Here is an 18793-nt window from a genome sequence, read left to right on the forward strand (position 1 = left end):
AGCACTTGTTGCTGTATTAAGCCTCTTCTTATACCAATTTTCAAAATGGTGCTGCCATTTTGAAAATTGATATTGTCAAATCATTTTCTCGTCTTATCACTTGACTCTCAAATATGTTTCATATTGTAAAACATCGAATTGCCACCCTGATACTAATAGTCACTGCGGCTACAAGTGGCGGATTGACAGCTTGCACAGCGAATAATTCTGCATCAGTGCCTGTTGCTACTCCAACGGCTCAGCCTACAAAAGCAGCAGAAAATCCATCGCCAATGCAGAATTCAAATGGCATGATGTCTCATGGCATGTCTCATAGTTCGATGGATTTAGGTGTTGCTGATGCTGATTATGACTTGCGCTTTATCGATGGAATGACACCACATCATCAAGGTGCAATCGCGATGGCAGAGGATGTCTTAAAAAATTCTCAGCGTCCTGAATTAAAGAAGTTGGCAAAGGAAATCATTCAAGCTCAACAGAAGGAAATCGCGCAAATGGCAGAATGGCGCAAAGCATGGTATCTCAATGCTGGAAAGAAGTTGATGATGTGGCACTCTGAGTCTAATCACATGATGGAAATGACTCCCGAATTTCGCCGCAATATGATGATGAGTGTGGACTTGGGAAAAGCTGATGATAAATTTGATTTACGGTTTCTAGATGCGATGATTCCCCATCATGAGGGTGCTTTAGTGATGGCAAAAGATGCGATCGCTAAGTCCAAACGTTCTGAAATCCAAAAAATGGCTCAAGATATTCTCAGTTCTCAACAAGCTGAAATCGATCAAATGAAACAATTGCGCAAGTGATGACAAAAAACAAAAAGAGAGTTGCGCCGCAACTCTCTTTTTGTTTTTTGTCTATCCCCCATAATACAATTCACAAAAGTGTGACAACACTTCTGTGAGTTAAAACCCAAACCCTGTAAGGGTTTTAAAAGCACAAAATGGCGTAGCCATTTTGTGCTTTGGTATAATTCGTAATTCGTAATTCGTAATTGATAATTCGTAATTGTCTTTAAATTTTCGGAGACTTCAGAACAGCTAGAAGAATTACCCACCAAGGGACACGAAGATCTGGGATGAACTTCGCTTTGGTCTTGAGATTGGGTATACCTTGCGGTAATAAAAATCTGAGGGAACGTAAAGAAGCAGGACGATATTCATTTTCATCAACTACTCCGTAATGATTAGCGAGTTCGGCAACAATCTGAACTTTACCAGTTCTCCGCATTAGATCTGCGTCGTTACATATTGCCGCAATTACTCTGCCGACAAACAAAGGTGTTTCCCAGTTAAATTTATCTGCGATCGCGGCAACACCAAGATTTGGATCAGTACCTTTAATGCTTTCATCAGCCAACTGATGAAATTGTTCAGTGCCGACAATGCCTGGCCAGAGAGAAATCGAAGCAATATTAAAAGGCTTCAGTTCAACTGCCATATCTCCCGCAAGGCGATCGCAGCCAGATTTACCAGTTCCATAGGCGACACCAAAGATTGGCGCTAATCCACCCCAAGAAGATATCGTAATGATTGTGCCTTGCTTGCGTTGGGTCATCATCTTCGAGGCAAAATGGCTTGCCACATAGTGACTTCTCAATCCGACTGCATTACAAGCATCCCAGAGACTGACATCAGTTTCCCAAAAAGGGCGACCTTTTGCTTCTATAAGCGATCGCACTCCTCCATAGGCATTATTTACCAGGATATCTAATTGTCCATTTTGTTCTCTATTAATTCGCTCAAATAGAGTTTTAATCTGTTGATCATCGCTGTGATCGGTGGGAACTGCGATACAAGTTCCTCCTACTTTTTCTACTGCGCATTTGGTATCTAATAAATCTCCTGATAGAGTAGCTGTCGAATTATTGCTATTTAGACTGCGCCCAGTGATATAAACTAGCGCCCCAACTTCACCTAACCCAATGGCGATACCTTTTCCAATTCCTCGCGATGCTCCTGTTACTAGCGCAACTTTACCATTCAAATTTTCTGTCATGAAAAATTGTCTCCAATGTTCTCTACAAGAGAGCTTGTCTAATAGGCGATCGCACTCATTATTAATGCGTTACGCTGCGGCAACTTATGCTTCAGTTTGGCGATCGCACATTTCTTAACCACAAAGTAGAAACTCTAGCGATCGCTAAAGCATATCAGGACGACGTTGTTTAGTTCGTATAATTTGCTGTTCCTTTCTCCATTCTGCAATCAACTTATGATTGCCTGATCGCAATACTTCGGGAACTTCCCAACCACGGAATACTGATGGTCTTGTATATTGTGGATAATCTAATAATCCATCTTCAAAACTCTCAAACTTAAGCGAATCTTCTTTCCCAACTGTCCCTGGACGTAACCGCACCACTCCATTAATCAACGCTAGCGCAGGAATCTCCCCACAGGTAAGCACAAAATCGCCAAGAGAAACTTCACGGGTGACTAAATGCTCACATACCCGCTCGTCAACTCCCTCGTAACTGCCACAAATGAGAACTAGCTGATCGTATGTTACTAACTCCTTAAATAGATCCTGCTTCATCGGCTCGCCCTGCGGAGTTAAGTAAATAATTTCGCGCTTTGGCAAAATCGGTAGGGACTCAACCGCCGCAAAAATTGGATCGGGCTTCATTAACATTCCCACACCGCCACCGTAGGGTTCATCATCAACACGATGGTGTTTATCGGTGGTGAAATCTCTAGGATTGGTCAGATATACATCGGCAATTTGATTTGCGATCGCCTTACCCAGCAAACTTGTTTGCAATGGCGAGGTAAAAAATTCAGGAAAGAGGGTGACAATATCTATACGCATAAATAAATTCTATAGTAGAGAGCAGCGCTACGTGCTGCCCTCTACCTTTTAAAATCGCGATGCTGTCTGTTGCTGAAACTGAAAAAATAATTTTAGATCTGGTCAAACCTTTTGATCCTGAAATCGATAGTGAAATTTTGCCCTTAACGAAAGTGCTAAATCGAATTCTTGCCGAAGACATTAGCAGTAAACTCGACTTTCCCCATTGGGACAACTCAGCGATGGATGGCTATGCTTTGCGCTATGCCGATTTAGATAATTTACAGGAATTAAAACTAGCGATCGCATCAGATGAAATTGCTGCAGGAGTTGCGATCGCCCAATCTTTAAATCAAGGCGAATGTGTAAGGATTTTTACAGGCGGCATGTTGCCTGTTGGTGCAGACACGATCATCATGCAAGAAGACATAGAACGCATTGATAATTTTTTATATCTGAAAGTCAAACCGAATCAAGGCGATTATGTGCGCCGCAAAGGAGAATTCATCCAAGCAGGCACGACTCTGATCAAATCAGGAACAAAATTAGGCGCGACAGAAATTGGTGCTTTAGCCTCAGCAAGATGTCAAACAGTCAAAGTTTATCGTCAACCGAAAATAGCAATTATTTCCACAGGCAATGAATTAGTTCGCCTCAATGATTCCCAGCCGCTTCAGTTAGGACAGATTATTGATTCAAATCTATATGCATTATCAACATTGATCGAACAATCAGGCGCGATCGCAATTCCTTTTGGGGCAGTATGTGACAACAAATTAGAATTGGAATCAATCATGCAAGAGGCGATCTCCTCAGCTGATATTGTCATCTCCACAGGCGGCGTTTCCGTTGGTGATTATGACTATGTCGAAGAAATACTCGAAAAAATGGGTGCTGATATTCATGTGCGTTCAGTAGCAATTAAGCCAGGAAAGCCTTTAACTGTCGCTTCCATTGAATCTATTCTTAATGTGAATAGAAGTGAGGATAAAATCCTCTATTTCGGAGTTCCTGGAAATCCTGTTTCGGCAATGATGAGCTTTTGGAGATTTATTCGGGGTGCGATCGCTAAATTAAATGGATCGCATAAAACTCACTGGTATCCACAATTTATCAAAGCTATCACAACAGCAGATTTACACTCACAAGGACGGCGCGAAACCTATTTATGGGGAACATTAACTTATCAAAAAGGAAGCCCCATTTTTCAGCCTGTGAAGAATTATAGTTCTGGGAATCTGATTAGTGTGATCGGTACAAATGCTTTAGCGGTAATGCGAGTAAATCAAACCTATTTACCTGCGGGAGATGAAGCAATTATTATGTTAATCTAATCATAAATTCCCAATTTGACATTAGGTTATAAAGTTATACCAATACACAAAATAGCTAGGCTATTTTGTATGTTTAAAACTATAACTAGGTTTAGTTTTTAATTCACAAAAGTATGCCGACACTTTTATGAATTGGGATTACAGCAAACTTCATTGAAACGAACCACAATGAAATTCTAAAAGTGTTGCTAGACAATACTTTTTAAAATTTATTGGTTCGGGTTTTAGAGCGAAGCTTTGTAACTGTATAATCTAGGGGCATCAACAAAAGACAACATCACAAGTTTATGTGTCATTGACAACTATCGGTATCAAGCACATGTATGCAAAGTTCTCCTCTAATGTATTGGGCATATTTTCTGGCTGCTAGCATCATTGAGGATGTTCTTCTTATGCCATTAGATAAAAATAATTTAACTAATGAAAACATAGTTACACTTTTGCGGGGATATAGAATTTCTCCCTCTGAGCCCTTACAGCAGCAGCTAATTGAAATTCATATGGGTTTGATCCGTGAAACGATCACTTCTTTACCAATCTCCTTAATTAACCAAAAAAATATTGGTGAGCGTCGTTCCAGCGATCGCCCAGACAGAAACGAGCGCCGAGTATTAAACCGCAGAGTTGGGGAACGCAGATCAAGCGATCGCGAATTGCTCGAAGTTGGCAAACAAGGCTTAAAAAAAGCGTTAACTCAATTTAATCCTGAGATAAATCCAAATTTTTCTGAATTTGCGCGATCGCATATTCATCAGCATTTAGAGAATTTTTTGCAAAGACAGTATCTCGACAGTCGGAATGAACCTCAAGAGGTTGAAGAAGCTGATTCGCAAACTACGATTACGCGCAAACAAGAAACTCTGGAAATTTTGCAAGCCTATCGCGCTAACCCATCCATCAAACTGCGGAACAAATTAGTTAACCTGAATATTGGATTGGTGCGCCGCGAAGCCTATCATTGGAAAAATCAATGCCAAGAAAGCTTTGAGGACTTGATGCAAGTTGGGTCGATTGGTTTAATTAATGCGATCGAGCGATTTGATGTTAGTAAAGGAAACGCTTTTAGCTCTTTTGCTGTGCCATATATCAAAGGAGAAATCCAACATTATCTCCGTGATAAAAGCCCGACGGTGAGAATGCCTCGCGCTTGGCTGACCACCTATAACCAAGGCTGTAAAATCATCCGCAATAAACGTGCTGAAATTGGACGGGAGCCGTCAAGCCAAGAAGTAGCTAACGAGCTAGGTATTACTGTTAATGAATGGTATGACATTAAACTCGCCTGTCAAAACCGATCGCCAATCAGTCTCGATACACCGATCGATCAAAGCGAGGATAGCTCGACATCTATTGGCGATCTAGTTACTGATCACAAATATCAAAGTTTTCAACTTGCCCAAGAAGATAATATTCGGCTCCAACAAGCTCTTGATCTATTAGAAGATCGCACCCGTGAGGTTGTTGAGTTTGTATTTCTAAAAGAATTCACCCACCGAGAAGTTGCTGAGACTTTAGGCATTAGTGCGGTTACTGTCTCACGACAACTCAAAAAAGGCTTAATTGCCCTAAAAAAGATTTTGGCTACACCTATCGAATAAAAAAGCGCTCACCTTTGGTGAGCGCTTTTCTAATAAGGTTTTCCTTATTTTAGATAGCAGTAGTAGCTTGCAATCTAGCGCGAGCAATACTCAAATTTTGCTCAGCTTGAATTTTGCCTTGCTTATCTTCAGTCTTAATACTAGCCAAAGCTTGCTCTGCTTCTTCAAGTTTTTTACGAGCTTCATCAGCATTGATCGTGCTGCCTAATTCGCCACTACGAACCAAGACAGTTACTTCGTTTTCTTCAACTTCAGCAAAACCACCCGTAAGAGCGATCGCAGCCCAAGCTTTATCCTTACGAAAACGTAACACGCCAGTTTCCAGTGCCGAAATCAGAGGTGCGTGACCAGTCAAAATACCCAATTGCCCTGAAGAACTAGGTAAAATCACTTCCTCTGCGACAGTATCCACAATCGTTTGATCTGGGGCAATTACTTTTACAGTTAGGGTCATGATCTACTTACCAGCTTTTAACTTTTCAGCTTTTTCGATTACTTCATCGATGTTGCCAACGAGGTAGAACGCTTGCTCAGGAAGATCATCGAGTTCACCCTTAAGGATGCGATCGAATCCACTGATGCTTTCTTCGAGGGTGACATACTTACCAGGAGAACCTGTAAATACTTCAGCAACGAAGAATGGCTGAGACAAGAAACGCTCAATTCTACGGGCGCGGGCTACAGCCAACTTATCATCTTCAGAAAGTTCATCTAGACCCAAGATCGCGATGATATCTTGAAGTTCTTTGTAACGCTGAAGAATTGCTTGTACGCCACGAGCAACGCGGTAATGCTCGTCACTGACGACACCTGGTTGCAACATCGTCGAGGAAGAATCAAGAGGGTCAACCGCAGGATAAATACCCTTAGAAGCCAAACCACGAGACAACACGGTGGTTGCATCAAGGTGAGCAAATGTGGTTGCAGGAGCTGGGTCAGTCAAGTCATCCGCAGGTACATAAACCGCTTGTACGGAGGTAATCGAACCTTCGGTGGTTGATGTAATGCGCTCTTGTAAAGCACCCATGTCAGTTGCGAGTGTGGGCTGATAGCCTACAGCTGATGGCATCCGACCAAGTAGTGCTGATACTTCAGAACCAGCTTGAGTAAAGCGGAAAATATTGTCAATGAACAACAATACGTCTTGCTTGGAGACATCACGGAAATATTCTGCCATGGTCAAAGCAGTTAAGCCGACACGCATACGCGCTCCAGGTGGCTCGTTCATTTGACCATAAACGAGAGCGAGGTACTGAAGTACGCCCGATTCTTTCATTTCATGGTAAAGGTCATTACCTTCGCGGGTACGTTCGCCGACACCGCCAAACACCGACACACCAGAGTGCTTTTTAGCGATGTTGTTAATTAATTCTTGAATTAATACGGTTTTACCTACGCCAGCACCACCGAATAAGCCAATTTTGCCACCACGACGATAGGGTGCGAGAAGGTCAATTACCTTAATGCCCGTTTCAAAGGTGCTTGGTTTGGTTTCTAAAGATGTAAATGCAGGAGATGGACGGTGAATCGGGAATTTTTCTTCGGTTACAACGGGACCTAATTCATCGATAGGTTCGCCCAATACGTTAAAAATTCGACCTAGGGTATTTGGTCCAACAGGAACGCTAATTGCTGCGCCTGTATCGGTTACACTCATACCTCTAACGATGCCGTCAGTGGTACTCATGGCAACAGCACGAACTTGATTTCCACCTAGTAATTGCTGAACTTCACAGGTGACATTAATGTCTTGTCCTGCGGAGTTACGACCAGTTACGATTACGGCGTTATAAATTTCGGGGACTTTGCCACTGGGGAATTCAGCATCAACAACAGGACCAATGACCTTTGTGATGCTACCTACGGATACTTTCTCTGCGGTTGTTACCATGCTTGCTGTTTACTCCAGCCTCTAACTCAGAATCTAAAAAATTTGCAATGAAATGACGTGCAAGAAGATATACGCAAGAAAATGCAGTACACCATACAAGATCAAACTCTAACGAGTTTAACTTTTTTACACTCAGATATAAAGCTAACCGCTTCTCAAAATATCATTTAATGGGGCTCTAAAGATCGTTGGTTTCTTGAAAACAGCAATTCTCATTATAAAAATTGGTTTTGTTGAAAGTTCGTCAAAGGCGGACTTTCAACAAAACCAATTTTGGAGTGTGCTGCGCCGAAGGCGCAGCACACTCCAAAATTGGTTTCATAATGAGAATTGCTGTCCTGAAAAGGCTTAGATTTTCTACTATGAGTCAATTAATTTTGTATATTGCGTCGAGTCTGGATGGCTATATCGCAAGAACTTCTGGAGAGGTTGACTGGCTATTTACTGATCAAGACTATGGCTATACAGATTTTTTCGCGTCGATTGATCGCCTTTTGATGGGGCGCAGTACCTACGAGCAGCTGCTAACTTTTGGGGAATATCCTTATTCTGGCAAGCAGGGTTTTGTATTTTCCCGAACTATCCAACGAGATCGCGATGAAAATGTGAATTTTGTTGCGGGTGATCTAGTTAGCTTTGTTAAAAATTTAAAATTGCAAGATGGCAAAGATATTTGGCTAGTTGGTGGAGCCGCGATCGCTAAAACTTGTTTAGAAAACAATCTTATCGATAGGTTTATTCTGTCGATCCATCCCATAATTTTAGGCGAAGGGCTCGCTTTGTTCCCTCAGACTCTGCCAACTTTGTCTTTAAAGTTGGAGCATAGCAAGACTTTTGAGACAGGCTTAGTGCAGCTTACTTATTCCAATGGTTAATCCCAAAACACAAAATGGCGGAGCCATTTTGTGTTTTGGGAAAAGTCCGATAAATCTAGGAAACTAATCCTTTTTGATAAAGTTCAGTCAATTCACGCAAAAAATTTAAACTCTGCTTACCAGTCATCGAGATTGGAGAAAATATATCCGAACTTGAGTATTTCAAGATAATATCGCGCACTTCGGCATGATTACCAAGTTGGACAACCTTCATTGACCATAAAGCAAAATCACGATGCTCAATTTCTGAGAAATCTATCAGCTCAGCATTAACATGACGCTTATCTAAAAGAATACGATTATAGGTTTGGCTAATCACACGCCGACTGCCCTCTAGTACCTGCAAAAACATCGAATCACCAAAACTCAACATTCCCGTAATTCCTACTTTTTTGTTGTTACGTTCGGACTTCTCCAAAATTTCAACCAAGTCGGGATATTCTAGTCCTGCGATCGCCTGACTAACATAGATTAAACGATAGAGAGCCATAGATTTATCCATTGCCGAGTAATGTATATAAGACTACCAAAAATCGCCAATGTGTCGTACACAATTAATCCCAAAGAGAGCAGCAGTGCTTCGCGCTGCTGCTCTCTTTGGGCTCTAGCTACTTATCGCAATTCACAAAGTGTGACGATATTTCTATGAATTGAAAAGCAAACCCTGTAAGGATTTTAAAAACACAAAAAGGCGTAGCCTTTTTGTGTTTTGGTATTAGCTCTACTTTTTGATCCATACAGAGACTGAGCCACCATTGCAACAAAACTCCGCCCAGCCATCGTCATTGGTGGTCACAGGATCATCAACATGCTCCGTAATATCGATATAGGTACTATTTGGATAGCCGACATTCATCCATTTTCGTCCGTCTTCGCCGTTACTAAGTACTACTGCCACACCACCAGAATGCTCTTCATCGCCCAATCTTGTCCAACCGATCGTATTAGGATGGTCGAAATAGTCTAACTGTTCGCCATAACAATAAGTTTGCCGTGCAAAAAGGAACTTATCAAGTAACCATTTGTGGCTCTCCATCCAAATCTCATACTCATTGCCATCTTTACCCCGATCCTTATAATGTGCGCCGTAGTAATCACCATAAAAAATACAAGGATATCCTTCTTGCCTTAGCAAAATCAAAGCGTAGGCAAGGGGCTTGAACCAAGCCTCGACGATTGACTCTAGGGACTGCAATGGCTGAGAGTCATGGTTTTCCACCAAGGTAACCGCGAGGGTCGGCTGATCTTTGACCAAGGTGTTTTCAAAAATTTGGCTGAGGTCATAATCCTGACCTGCTTGACTGGCGAGATGGAAATTTAAGTGCAAAGGTGCATCAAATAGATCGACCTTGCCCTCTGTAACAGCGATGAAATTATTTAAAGCTTCCACTTCGTAAGACCAATATTCTCCCACTGCAAATAGATCTCGTTTGGCATGATGGCGCACATGCTCTAACCATTCTGGAAAGAATCCTGCTGACACATGCTTAACCGCATCAAATCGGAAGCCATCGACATGGGTCGTGTCATAAATCCATTCTCCCCAATATTTGAGTTCTCCTTGCACTTCAGAATTTCGCATATCAAGGTCGCAACCCATTAAGTAATCAAAGTTCCCTTTTTCGAGATCAACGTCCTTATCAAAGGATTTACCCTTAAGCAAATAGATTGCGTCTTCACCTTCATTATAAACGTTGTAATCGATCGCATCAAAATGCCACCAATGCCATTCCATCGTCGAATACTTGCCTTTGCGACCCTCAAAAGTAAAGTGCGTCCAAGCTTTTATATGTTGATATTCGCCGATTGCCTGATTCCGATTTTCCGTATTAAATGGCGTTGCTTCCATTTGTTCTTCGCGATCGGCTCCTAGTTTATGATTAAACACTACATCAGCATAAACATTAATTCCCACTTTCTGGGCGGCTTTAATGGCGCGAATATATTCGTCTTTAGTCCCATATTTGGTTCTGACTGAGCCTTTTTGATCAAATTCTCCAAGATCAAACAAGTCATAAATGCCATAACCCACGTCCATGCCTCCAGCCGTTCCTTTGTAGGCAGGTGGCAACCATAAAGACGTAATTCCAATTTTTGCTAATTCCTCAGCCTCCTCTGCTACCTGATTCCACAGACTGCCATCATCAGGCAAGTACCAGTGGAAATACTGCATCATCACACCATTCTGATTAGACATAGTTAACATTGCCCAACATTAAGATTAAAAGACAAACTAGTAGTAAAGAAATTATTGCTTAATTTAAGAGACTAATTGAGCAATAAATATTTTAAAAAAGCTGGTGATATCCATATACATTGGCAAAATACCCTGTATTAAGTTTTATGTTGTATTTAATCAAGTTATTCATTTCACTCAATAAATCACTCATGAGACTGCAAAAGTGAATTTGGAAAATAAAAAATAAAGAAAATTAAAATTATGAGTTTACAAGAAAGAGCTAAAGCAGCAGCCCAAAATATTGAAGGTAAAATTGAAGAGGCTATAGGCAATATCACTCATGATTCTTCAAAGCAAGCTGAAGGACAAGCAAAGCAAGTTGAAGCAAATATTCGTAATGCATCTGAAGAGGCTAAAGACAAAGCTGTAGACGTTGCCAACATTGTCAAAGAAAAAGCTAAAGATGTTGCCAACATTGTCAAAGAAAAAGCTAAGGATGTAGCTGAATCTGTAGAGAAGAAAGCAAAAAATGTCAAAAATTCTATTAATTAAATCTGATCAACTAAAAAATTAAGATTTAAGATTTTGACATTTTAACCATCAAAAATCTACCTTTATTCTAGTATTTATAGATGTAAGTTATTCCTTACGGACTAATTTTTTAACTAAATTGATTCAATCCAAAACTATGCTTTTTGAGAGTAATTGGAGAACTAAAATGATTTTACAAGTTTATCGATCATTATTAAACATTGGATTAATTTCAATCCTTTCACTTACCCTAGTCTTTGGGCTTGCTGTTAAGAACAGTTCGGCAGCACAATCATTCACGCAGCTAGTTAATAACCCTCATACAGCGATCGCCTCAATGGGGAACATTAAAGCAACTGCCAAGGATCTTGAAGGTAAAACGCAAGAAGCGATCGGCAATCTCACAGGTGATGCAAAAAATCAAATCATGGGAAAGGCAAAGCAGGCTGAAGCTGATGCTCGGAAAGTAACTGAAAATATTAAAGATGGGGTGAAATTGCCAGAACGATTGAAAGCGAATGCCAAAAATCTAGAAGGAAAAACACAGGAAGCGTTCGGGAATTTGAAAGGCGATCGCCAAGATCAGACTGCTGGCAAGGCAAAGCAATTGGAGTCAAAAGCTCGTACTTTGATGGAAGATGCGAAAGATAAAGTTAAAGGAAAGGTTGAGTAAGTTTCTTTCTAGCTCTTTTTAGCTTGTGATGTAGAGATTTTTATAGAGAAATCTGCAATAGAAAGCTTCCGAACTTAACTAACAAAAGGATGGAATTGTATGAGTTTTATTTGGTTTATTTTGATCGGTTTAGCTGCTGGCTGGCTAGCGGGACAACTGATGAGAGGTGGCGGATTTGGATTAGTGGGAGATATCGTTGTCGGTGTCATTGGCGCATTGCTAGGTGGTTTCTTATTTAGCACCTTTGGTGTATCTACTGGCGGCGGACTGCTTGGTAGTTTGATTGTTGCCACGATTGGCGCTGTTGTCCTCTTATTTGGGCTACGCCTGATTAAATCTGCTTAATTCTTACTTGCGATACGTTGCAACACCTAGCTTATAACAAAACACACAATGCCTACGCCATTTTGTGTTTGTAAAACCCTTACAGGGTTTGGTTTTTAATTCACAGAAGTGTAGCCACACTTTTGTGAATTGGTATTTAACAATTAATTAAGAGTTCGATTAAAAATTATGTCTGACGAAAGAGATCAAGAAACCACAAGTAGAAAAGTTATATCTAACTCTAATACTCCTTTGAACAGATACAGCACTTCTGAAGAACGCACGACTAAAGTCAAGGATGATGGCAGTTCTAACGCTGTTATTGTCTTCGTCCTGCTTTTCTTAGCTGTAGGCGCAGGAGCAGTTGCATATTACCTAAACAATCGTCCCGCTCTAGCGCCAATCTTAGTGCCGAGTGCGGTTGATACGGTAAAAGAAAACAAATCAACAATAATTGAACGGAATAACACAACTATTAGAGAAGTAAGTCCTGCGACTTTGCAACCAACCCCCAAAGTTGAGATCACAGTCCAGCCTCAGCCTGTAGCACCAGCACCAGCAGTAACCGTAACAGCGCAACCGACAGCAACACCAGCTTCGACCCCAAAAGCTATGACTCCCTCTGCAAACCCAACGCCTACTACAGGTTCTCCTAATAATTAACCAATTCCAATAAAAAAGAGGCAGTGCTTTGCACTGCCTCTTTTTTATTGGGGATTAGTTTGACTGGGAATCATCACGATCGCCCAATAAGGAACTTCATCAGCAACGACTGAGGATATTTGCTTGATCGTTTGATTGGGCATCGTGGCACGTTCAATATATAAGGCACGTGAAAATAACCCTAATTCTTCTAAAACCGACTTAACTTTAGCGAAATGTCTACCTAATTTGATAATAATTGCCGCATCAGCAACGGCAAGGCGATCGCGTAAAATATTAGCCTCTAAAGTTGCAGGCATGATACTCAGCACATCATTGCGATAAGTAAGAGGAGCGCCCAACATTGCAGCGCTGGCAAAAGTCGAAGATATGCCTGGAATGACTTCTGTATGAAACCTGTCAGATAACCGATTGAAAATATACATAAATGAGCCGTAAAGCATCGGATCGCCTTCGCATAATACCGCCACATCCCTTCCTGCTTCTAAATGTTCGGCAATCTTTTCGGCGGCAATATCGTAGTATGGCTGTGAAGAGCGCTCGACACTAAAGGGAAGTGGCATAGGCACTTCAATCTGCTCAGGACGAATAAAATCAGCAACGATCGCCCTTGCCAAAACTTTGCCACTTTCCATAGTGGGATAGGCAATCACGGGAACTGAAGTCAAAATGCGATGTGCCTTGATCGTCAATAGCTCTGGATCGCCAGGTCCAATTCCTAAGCCATACAAATTTCCTTTTTTGGCAATCACTTCTTCAACTGGGTTCATACTAACAATCCTAAATCATTTGTGAGAGAATCTTTTCCTTGTATAGCTTGACTAGTAGCAACAATTCATGAATTGCCTTGACTGACAAATCAAGTACATTGCTATAGCTCATTCTCCATCGCTAATGCATTCAATGCTGCGGCTGCCATCGCGCTACCCCCCCGCCGACCATGAATAGTCAAAAAGGGCACGCCACGACTGTTTGCCGCCAAAGCCGCCTTTGATTCGATCGCACCGACAAAACCAACGGGGAATCCTAGTATAACGGCTGGTTTAGGCAAACCTTGATCTAGCATTTCTAATAGTCGAAATAGGGCCGTCGGGGCATTACCGATCGCGACGATCGATCCCTCAATATGCGATCGCCACAGTTCCATCGCGGCGGCTGATCGCGTATTGCCAATTGTTTTGGCAAGTTCTGGCACTTCAGGCTCATTTAAGGTGCAAATTACAGGATTATTGGCTGGTAGGCGCTTGCGGGTGACTCCATTGGCTACCATTTGTGCGTCACAGAGAATGTTTGCCCCATTTTTCAGCGCTGCCCTGCCAATTTTCACCACATCTTCGGAATAGCCAAGATCTCTGATAATATCCGTCATCCCACAAGCATGAATTAAGCGTACAGCAACTACTTCTAAGTCCTGTGGCAAAATTGATAAATCCGCCTCAGCGCGAATTGTGGCAAAGGACTTTTGATAAATTTCATTGCCATCACGGATATAGTCAAGCATGTAACTGGTTAAAGGGGATCTCAAGTATTACGCAAATAAACCAAGAACTCAAGTTCTTGGCTAAAAGCTCAAGTCCACTGAAGTGGACTACAAAATACTTCTAAGCAACCTGTTTCAACGGGTTTTAGCTTTTAGCCCGCACTTGAGTGCAGTGCTTCTGCGTAAGGTGAGTTAATAAGTAATTTGTAAAGTCACTAAAGCCTCGACTTTCTGCTCGCCAGCCAAAATTGGCATAGAAGAAGCTTTGTTTGCAAATGCGTCCATGCGGGGTTGAGGAACTGGATACGCGATCGCTGAATCACTAATATTAATCGTCTTGATGGTTTTGGGTGTAAAACCTAAGGCACTTAAAACAGTATTAGATTGAGTTTGAGCATCTTTAATGGCATCTTGAAGAGCGAGTTGCTTAGCGGCATTTAACTCGGTATCGGTGGCGATAAAGCTGATTTGCTCAATTTGATTTGCACCTGAGTTAACAGCAGCATCAAGGACTGAGCCCGCTTGATCGATCGCTACTACAAAACTCACACTAGTCTGTCCTGTGAAACCTTCTTGGCGTTGGCGATTATTTTCATAGACATACTTGGGATTAAGCTGGATGCTGTTGGTCTGCAATTTCTCAACGTTTAGTTGCTGCAAGCGCGAGACAATGCTATTAGCTTGACGCGCAACTTCTTCTTGAACGGCGATCGCAGTTTTACCTTCCACATTTACACCAAGCTGAATTCTTGCTTTAGTGGTTTTGACAGCCCTTTCACCGCGCCCCGTCACGGTCAGAATGCGCTCGTTTTTAATTTCTTGAGTTCTTGGTAAGTTGTCCTGTGCTTTTGCGGATGGGGCGATGGCGGTTATGGAGGGAATACAAAAAGCAAGACTAAGAATAAATGTAGTTACATGACGCATATTGTTATATCCTCGAAAACTTTTGTTCTATGGTATTTAAATTTTTACTGCTTTGAAGATATCACCTAGATAAAACAAGATTTAATGCGGTTACATTTTTGGAAACAGCCAATTGCAAAGGTTCTTAAATGACATCTGTACAAAAAGCATAAAAAAGGTAGTGGCAATTAATGAATTGCCACTACCTTTTTTATGTTGCACTCAATTGAAAACTGCTATAAGTGGGTTCCCATATAAAAGCGAAAAAGAAAGTTGCAACACTTTGCGATTTCAATAAGTTGCAAGGCGGGTGATTGTATGCTTAATTTAACTTGAAATCATTATGTAGTTCGTACCGAACTTTCACTTTAAATTATGCTCTCTTGGCGATCGCTGTTACGAACTTTTCTTGGCATCATCGTAGGTTTGGTCGCTACGATTTCACTCCACGCTTGCCAAACCGAGCCGAATGCACCTATTAGCAGTCCTAATGCTACTCCGAATTCAGAGGCGAATAAAGTAGTCGTTCCTTCTAAACCTGAAGATAAACCTAAACAAACAGTCGTATTGCCGCCAGCGACTAAAGCGATCGTTGATAGTGTTCCCAATGGATTATACAACCCGCCACGGGGTGATATCAGACTGGCGGTAATTAGCGATTTGAATAGTGCCTATGGTTCCACCGATTACGAACCAGAAGTGGATAAAGCGATCGCCTTACTTCCATTTTGGCAACCAGATATGGTGGCTTGTAGTGGCGATATGGTGGCGGGTCAATATCCATCGCTGACGGAAGAGCAGATGAAAGCGATGTGGGCTGCCTTTGACGATCGTGTGGCTGCGCCTTTACGGAGAGCTAAACTGCCCTATGGGTTTACGATGGGGAATCACGACGCGTCCAGTGCGAGAAGTGTTTCTGGAAAGTTCCTATTCTCCCGCGAAAGGGACGTTGCCTCAAAATATTGGAACGATCCAACGCACGATCCAGGTGTGGAATTTGTCGATCGCTTTGAGTTTCCCTTTTATTATACTTTTAAATATAAGGATGTCTTCTTTTTGACTTGGGATGGTTCATCGGATTTGATTCCCAAAGACAAATTGGCATGGGTGGAGAAGGCATTGCAAAGCCCCGCAGCGAAGGCGGCGAAAATTAAGATTTTGCTAGGACATTTGCCGCTCTATGCAGTTACGGTGGGACGAGACAGCGCTGGGGAAGTGATGTCAAATACGGAAGAGTTACGCGCCATGCTAGAGCGCAATAACGTCCATACCTACATTAGCGGACATCATCACGGTTACTATCCCGCCCACAAGGGCAAACTCCAACTGCTGCACATGGGCATTCTCGGAGCGGGTCCACGCCCCTATCTCGACAGTCGGATGCCGCCGCGCAAATCAATGACAGTAATTGATATCAACTTTGCGTCGCCCGAACTGACCACCTACACCACCTATGACATGAGAACGATGCAGCCGATCAAATATGACGAACTGCCACGCTCAATTAATGGACATAACGGTATGGTATTACGGCGGGATCTGAAAATGAAAGATTTGAGTGCTTCCGAGCGTGCTACTTGCGAGAAACAATTGGGAGCGAATCTCTGTAGTGCCTAAGATTTCTGGTGAGCAAGTTCTCAGTCGTTCAAGGCGATCGCTCTGGCTAGATTCGATATTTCAGAAAACCTCACAAGGGCTAGCGATCTCCATCCTCTTGTTGGTTGCTGCGATTGTGATTGAACTAGCGATCGCGGCTGTACCAGCACTGAAAGAATTTGGTTTGGGCTTTCTCTGGACGATGGAATGGAATCCTGTTAAAAATATCTATGGGATTTTGCCGCAGATTTATGGAACGCTGGTCAGTTCGCTAGTGGCGATCGCTCTGGCGATGCCCTTGGGCGTGGGCATTGCGATTTTCCTCAATGAAGATATCGCTCCCAAAGTGGTTCGTGTACCGATTTCCTTTGCAATCGAATTGCTAGCGGCGATTCCCAGCGTTGTTTACGGACTATGGGGGATTTCTGTATTGTTGCCAGCGCTGAGACCATTAATGCGCGGACTGCATCAAAACTTAGGATGGATTCCTTTTTTTAGCACCCTTCCCGCCAATCGATCGCTATTGCCGACAATATTAGTGTTGACATTGATGATTTTGCCGATTGTGGTGGCGCTGTCACGGGATGCGATCGCTTCAGTGCCGATGGAGTTGCGAATGGGAGCAATGGCGATCGGGGCAAATCGGTGGGAATTTATTTCAGGGATTGCGATTCCTGCAAGTATGTCGGGAATTATCGGTGCGGCAGTTCTGGCTCTAGGAAGGGCGATCGGCGAAACGATGGCGGCGGTGATGTTGATTGGCAATGCTAATCAAATTAATTGGTCTTGGCTGGCTCCCAGTTCCACGATCGCTTCATTAGTCGCCAGTCAGTTTTCAGAAGCGAAAGAGCTTCAGTTGTCGGCTTTGCTATATGCGGCGTTGGTGTTGATGGCATTAACGCTAATCGTGAATATTTTTGCCAATAGTTTTATTACTTATTTCCATTCATCCACACAAAAGAGAAGAGACGTTTCACCCAATTTCATAGAGCAAGACCGCGATCTTCTTGATACAGAGCTTAAAAGCAGCCTATTATCCTCTCCATCCATGGAAAATGAGTTGATTACTCCTTCCGAGATCACACTTGAAATTAGTCCCAAATGGAAACCAAATCCGATCAAGCGCAAAATTGTATCTATGATTTTGACTACAGGTATATTTTTGGGGACAGCGATCGCCATTTTTGCCTTTAGCTCGATTCTTTTTAGTCTGATCGCCAAAGGAGCGTCACGTTTTGATCTTGCCGCTTTTACCGAACTGCCTCCGCCACCATTGGAATCGGGCGGAGGCTTTCGCAATGCCATTGCTGGCACATTGTTAATGGTGGGAATTGGCGCAGGACTGAGCGCTCCCATAGGACTTGGGGCTGCCATTTACTTAGTCGAGTTTGGACGAAACAAACCTCTATCGCAATGGGTAAGGTTTTTTAATGGCGTGTTGAGTGGAGTTCCTTCAATTCTTTGTGGCTTATTTGCCTATGGCTTGGTCGTACTCACATCAGGAACCTTTTCGGTGATCGCAGGAGGCGTGGCTCTTGCGGCGGTGATGCTACCGACGATCGCTAGAACTTCAGAAGAAGCATTAAAAGCGGTTTCTCCAGAACTACGCGAAGGTGCGATCTCGATCGGTGCGAGTCCAATTCAAGCAATTACTTTGATCATTATTCCTGCTGCCACACCTGCGATCGTCACTGGCATTGTGCTAGCGATCGCCCGTGCGACTGGCGAAACTGCGCCTTTGTTGTTTACTGCTCTCTTCAGTCAATATGGATTGAATGGATTGTGGAAACCCGTTGCTTCGATGTCGGTGCTGATTTACAACTTTGCCCTATCGCCCTATCCTAACGATCAGGCTCTAGCATGGACGGCTGCTTTGGTAGTTGTTGCATTAATTTTAAGCATCAGTGTCGCCGCCAGATTTTTGACCCGCGATCGGCTAAACTGAATCTCAAT

At 42.5% G+C, this 18793-nt stretch carries 19 protein-coding genes; 10 read left to right on the top strand and 9 right to left on the bottom strand.

What is annotated here, in order from left to right:
* Positions 1-113: 113 nt before the first annotated feature.
* Positions 114-809 carry a DUF305 domain-containing protein gene (locus PseudUWO311_RS02360; RefSeq protein WP_142653490.1) on the top strand — a complete coding sequence of 232 codons (696 nt, stop codon included), beginning with the start codon at positions 114-116 and terminating at the stop codon, positions 807-809.
* Between the two features lie 208 nt (positions 810-1017).
* On the opposite strand, the gene PseudUWO311_RS02365 is transcribed toward PseudUWO311_RS02360, so the two are convergent.
* Positions 1018-2001, bottom strand: coding sequence for an SDR family NAD(P)-dependent oxidoreductase (locus PseudUWO311_RS02365; protein ID WP_142653491.1), 984 nt, complete (start codon positions 1999-2001; stop codon positions 1018-1020).
* A gap of 144 nt (positions 2002-2145) precedes the next feature.
* Complete coding sequence (trmD, locus tag PseudUWO311_RS02370; RefSeq protein WP_142653492.1) at positions 2146-2814, bottom strand: tRNA (guanosine(37)-N1)-methyltransferase TrmD; 669 nt, start codon at positions 2812-2814, stop codon at positions 2146-2148.
* Positions 2815-2873: 59 nt separating this feature from the next.
* Between trmD and glp the strand changes: the two genes are divergently transcribed.
* A complete protein-coding gene (glp, locus tag PseudUWO311_RS02375) occupies positions 2874-4127 on the top strand; it encodes a gephyrin-like molybdotransferase Glp (protein WP_142653493.1) in 1254 nt (417 codons plus the stop codon).
* A 323-nt stretch (positions 4128-4450) separates the two neighbouring features.
* Positions 4451-5725, top strand: a complete 1275-nt coding sequence (locus tag PseudUWO311_RS24720) for an RNA polymerase sigma factor SigF (protein ID WP_223807417.1) — start codon at positions 4451-4453, stop codon at positions 5723-5725.
* 49 nt (positions 5726-5774) lie between these two features.
* Here the strand turns inward: PseudUWO311_RS24720 and atpC are convergent, their stop codons facing one another.
* Together atpC and atpD are read right to left on the bottom strand one after the other, a co-directional pair.
* A complete protein-coding gene (gene atpC / locus PseudUWO311_RS02385) occupies positions 5775-6179 on the bottom strand; it encodes an ATP synthase F1 subunit epsilon (RefSeq protein WP_142653494.1) in 405 nt (134 codons plus the stop codon).
* Positions 6180-6182: 3 nt separating this feature from the next.
* Positions 6183-7616 (bottom strand): F0F1 ATP synthase subunit beta, encoded by a 1434-nt coding sequence (gene atpD / locus PseudUWO311_RS02390; RefSeq protein ID WP_142653495.1) that lies wholly within the window; start codon positions 7614-7616, stop codon positions 6183-6185.
* Between the two features lie 362 nt (positions 7617-7978).
* Here atpD and PseudUWO311_RS02395 point away from each other — a divergent pair, with 362 nt between their 5' ends.
* Positions 7979-8491 carry a dihydrofolate reductase family protein gene (locus PseudUWO311_RS02395; RefSeq protein ID WP_142653496.1) on the top strand — a complete coding sequence of 171 codons (513 nt, stop codon included), beginning with the start codon at positions 7979-7981 and terminating at the stop codon, positions 8489-8491.
* Positions 8492-8546: 55 nt separating this feature from the next.
* On the opposite strand, the gene PseudUWO311_RS02400 is transcribed toward PseudUWO311_RS02395, so the two are convergent.
* A complete protein-coding gene (locus tag PseudUWO311_RS02400; protein WP_142653497.1) occupies positions 8547-8981 on the bottom strand; it encodes a BLUF domain-containing protein in 435 nt (144 codons plus the stop codon).
* Positions 8982-9212: 231 nt separating this feature from the next.
* Positions 9213-10688 carry an alpha-amylase gene (locus tag PseudUWO311_RS02405; RefSeq protein ID WP_142653498.1) on the bottom strand — a complete coding sequence of 492 codons (1476 nt, stop codon included), beginning with the start codon at positions 10686-10688 and terminating at the stop codon, positions 9213-9215.
* 243 nt (positions 10689-10931) lie between these two features.
* On the opposite strand from PseudUWO311_RS02405, the gene PseudUWO311_RS24725 reads away from it, so the two are divergent.
* The 4 genes from PseudUWO311_RS24725 (at position 10932) to PseudUWO311_RS02425 (ending at position 12861) form a co-directional block, all read left to right on the top strand.
* Entirely contained in the window at positions 10932-11222 is a 291-nt protein-coding gene (locus tag PseudUWO311_RS24725) for a CsbD family protein (protein ID WP_142653499.1), read from the top strand.
* A 166-nt stretch (positions 11223-11388) separates the two neighbouring features.
* The gene (locus PseudUWO311_RS02415) at positions 11389-11874 is read left to right on the top strand and encodes a CsbD family protein (protein WP_142653500.1); all 486 of its coding nucleotides are present in this window, start codon (positions 11389-11391) and stop codon (positions 11872-11874) included.
* A gap of 99 nt (positions 11875-11973) precedes the next feature.
* Positions 11974-12219, top strand: coding sequence for a GlsB/YeaQ/YmgE family stress response membrane protein (locus tag PseudUWO311_RS02420; protein ID WP_142653501.1), 246 nt, complete (start codon positions 11974-11976; stop codon positions 12217-12219).
* A 168-nt stretch (positions 12220-12387) separates the two neighbouring features.
* Positions 12388-12861 (top strand): hypothetical protein, encoded by a 474-nt coding sequence (locus PseudUWO311_RS02425; protein WP_142653502.1) that lies wholly within the window; start codon positions 12388-12390, stop codon positions 12859-12861.
* A 44-nt stretch (positions 12862-12905) separates the two neighbouring features.
* On the opposite strand, the gene PseudUWO311_RS02430 is transcribed toward PseudUWO311_RS02425, so the two are convergent.
* The 3 genes from PseudUWO311_RS02430 to PseudUWO311_RS02440 form a co-directional block, all read right to left on the bottom strand.
* A complete protein-coding gene (locus PseudUWO311_RS02430) occupies positions 12906-13610 on the bottom strand; it encodes a precorrin-2 C(20)-methyltransferase (RefSeq protein ID WP_190303387.1) in 705 nt (234 codons plus the stop codon).
* A gap of 122 nt (positions 13611-13732) precedes the next feature.
* Positions 13733-14362 (bottom strand): precorrin-8X methylmutase, encoded by a 630-nt coding sequence (locus tag PseudUWO311_RS02435; protein WP_142653504.1) that lies wholly within the window; start codon positions 14360-14362, stop codon positions 13733-13735.
* A gap of 171 nt (positions 14363-14533) precedes the next feature.
* Positions 14534-15265 (bottom strand): SIMPL domain-containing protein, encoded by a 732-nt coding sequence (locus PseudUWO311_RS02440; protein WP_142653505.1) that lies wholly within the window; start codon positions 15263-15265, stop codon positions 14534-14536.
* A gap of 354 nt (positions 15266-15619) precedes the next feature.
* Between PseudUWO311_RS02440 and PseudUWO311_RS02445 the strand changes: the two genes are divergently transcribed.
* On the top strand, positions 15620-16861 hold the full coding sequence (locus PseudUWO311_RS02445; protein WP_142653506.1) for a metallophosphoesterase family protein: 1242 nt from the start codon (positions 15620-15622) through the stop codon (positions 16859-16861).
* Entirely contained in the window at positions 16854-18785 is a 1932-nt protein-coding gene (gene pstA / locus PseudUWO311_RS24305) for a phosphate ABC transporter permease PstA (protein ID WP_223807418.1), read from the top strand. The genes PseudUWO311_RS02445 and pstA overlap by 8 nt, the downstream gene beginning before the upstream one ends.
* Positions 18786-18793: the final 8 nt, after the last annotated feature.

The sequence above is a fragment of the Pseudanabaena sp. UWO311 genome (genome assembly GCF_006937785.1).
In the GTDB taxonomy this organism is placed as follows: domain Bacteria; phylum Cyanobacteriota; class Cyanobacteriia; order Pseudanabaenales; family Pseudanabaenaceae; genus Pseudanabaena.

Coding starts and splice junctions, on each gene's coding strand:
- PseudUWO311_RS02360 (WP_142653490.1), top strand. CDS start 114: ATGTTTCATATTGTAAAACATCGAATTGCCACCCTGATACTAATAGTC.
- PseudUWO311_RS02365 (WP_142653491.1), bottom strand. CDS start 2,001: ATGACAGAAAATTTGAATGGTAAAGTTGCGCTAGTAACAGGAGCATCG.
- trmD (WP_142653492.1), bottom strand. CDS start 2,814: ATGCGTATAGATATTGTCACCCTCTTTCCTGAATTTTTTACCTCGCCA.
- glp (WP_142653493.1), top strand. CDS start 2,874: ATGCTGTCTGTTGCTGAAACTGAAAAAATAATTTTAGATCTGGTCAAA.
- PseudUWO311_RS24720 (WP_223807417.1), top strand. CDS start 4,451: ATGCAAAGTTCTCCTCTAATGTATTGGGCATATTTTCTGGCTGCTAGC.
- atpC (WP_142653494.1), bottom strand. CDS start 6,179: ATGACCCTAACTGTAAAAGTAATTGCCCCAGATCAAACGATTGTGGAT.
- atpD (WP_142653495.1), bottom strand. CDS start 7,616: ATGGTAACAACCGCAGAGAAAGTATCCGTAGGTAGCATCACAAAGGTC.
- PseudUWO311_RS02395 (WP_142653496.1), top strand. CDS start 7,979: ATGAGTCAATTAATTTTGTATATTGCGTCGAGTCTGGATGGCTATATC.
- PseudUWO311_RS02400 (WP_142653497.1), bottom strand. CDS start 8,981: ATGGCTCTCTATCGTTTAATCTATGTTAGTCAGGCGATCGCAGGACTA.
- PseudUWO311_RS02405 (WP_142653498.1), bottom strand. CDS start 10,688: ATGTCTAATCAGAATGGTGTGATGATGCAGTATTTCCACTGGTACTTG.
- PseudUWO311_RS24725 (WP_142653499.1), top strand. CDS start 10,932: ATGAGTTTACAAGAAAGAGCTAAAGCAGCAGCCCAAAATATTGAAGGT.
- PseudUWO311_RS02415 (WP_142653500.1), top strand. CDS start 11,389: ATGATTTTACAAGTTTATCGATCATTATTAAACATTGGATTAATTTCA.
- PseudUWO311_RS02420 (WP_142653501.1), top strand. CDS start 11,974: ATGAGTTTTATTTGGTTTATTTTGATCGGTTTAGCTGCTGGCTGGCTA.
- PseudUWO311_RS02425 (WP_142653502.1), top strand. CDS start 12,388: ATGTCTGACGAAAGAGATCAAGAAACCACAAGTAGAAAAGTTATATCT.
- PseudUWO311_RS02435 (WP_142653504.1), bottom strand. CDS start 14,362: ATGCTTGACTATATCCGTGATGGCAATGAAATTTATCAAAAGTCCTTT.
- PseudUWO311_RS02440 (WP_142653505.1), bottom strand. CDS start 15,265: ATGCGTCATGTAACTACATTTATTCTTAGTCTTGCTTTTTGTATTCCC.
- PseudUWO311_RS02445 (WP_142653506.1), top strand. CDS start 15,620: ATGCTCTCTTGGCGATCGCTGTTACGAACTTTTCTTGGCATCATCGTA.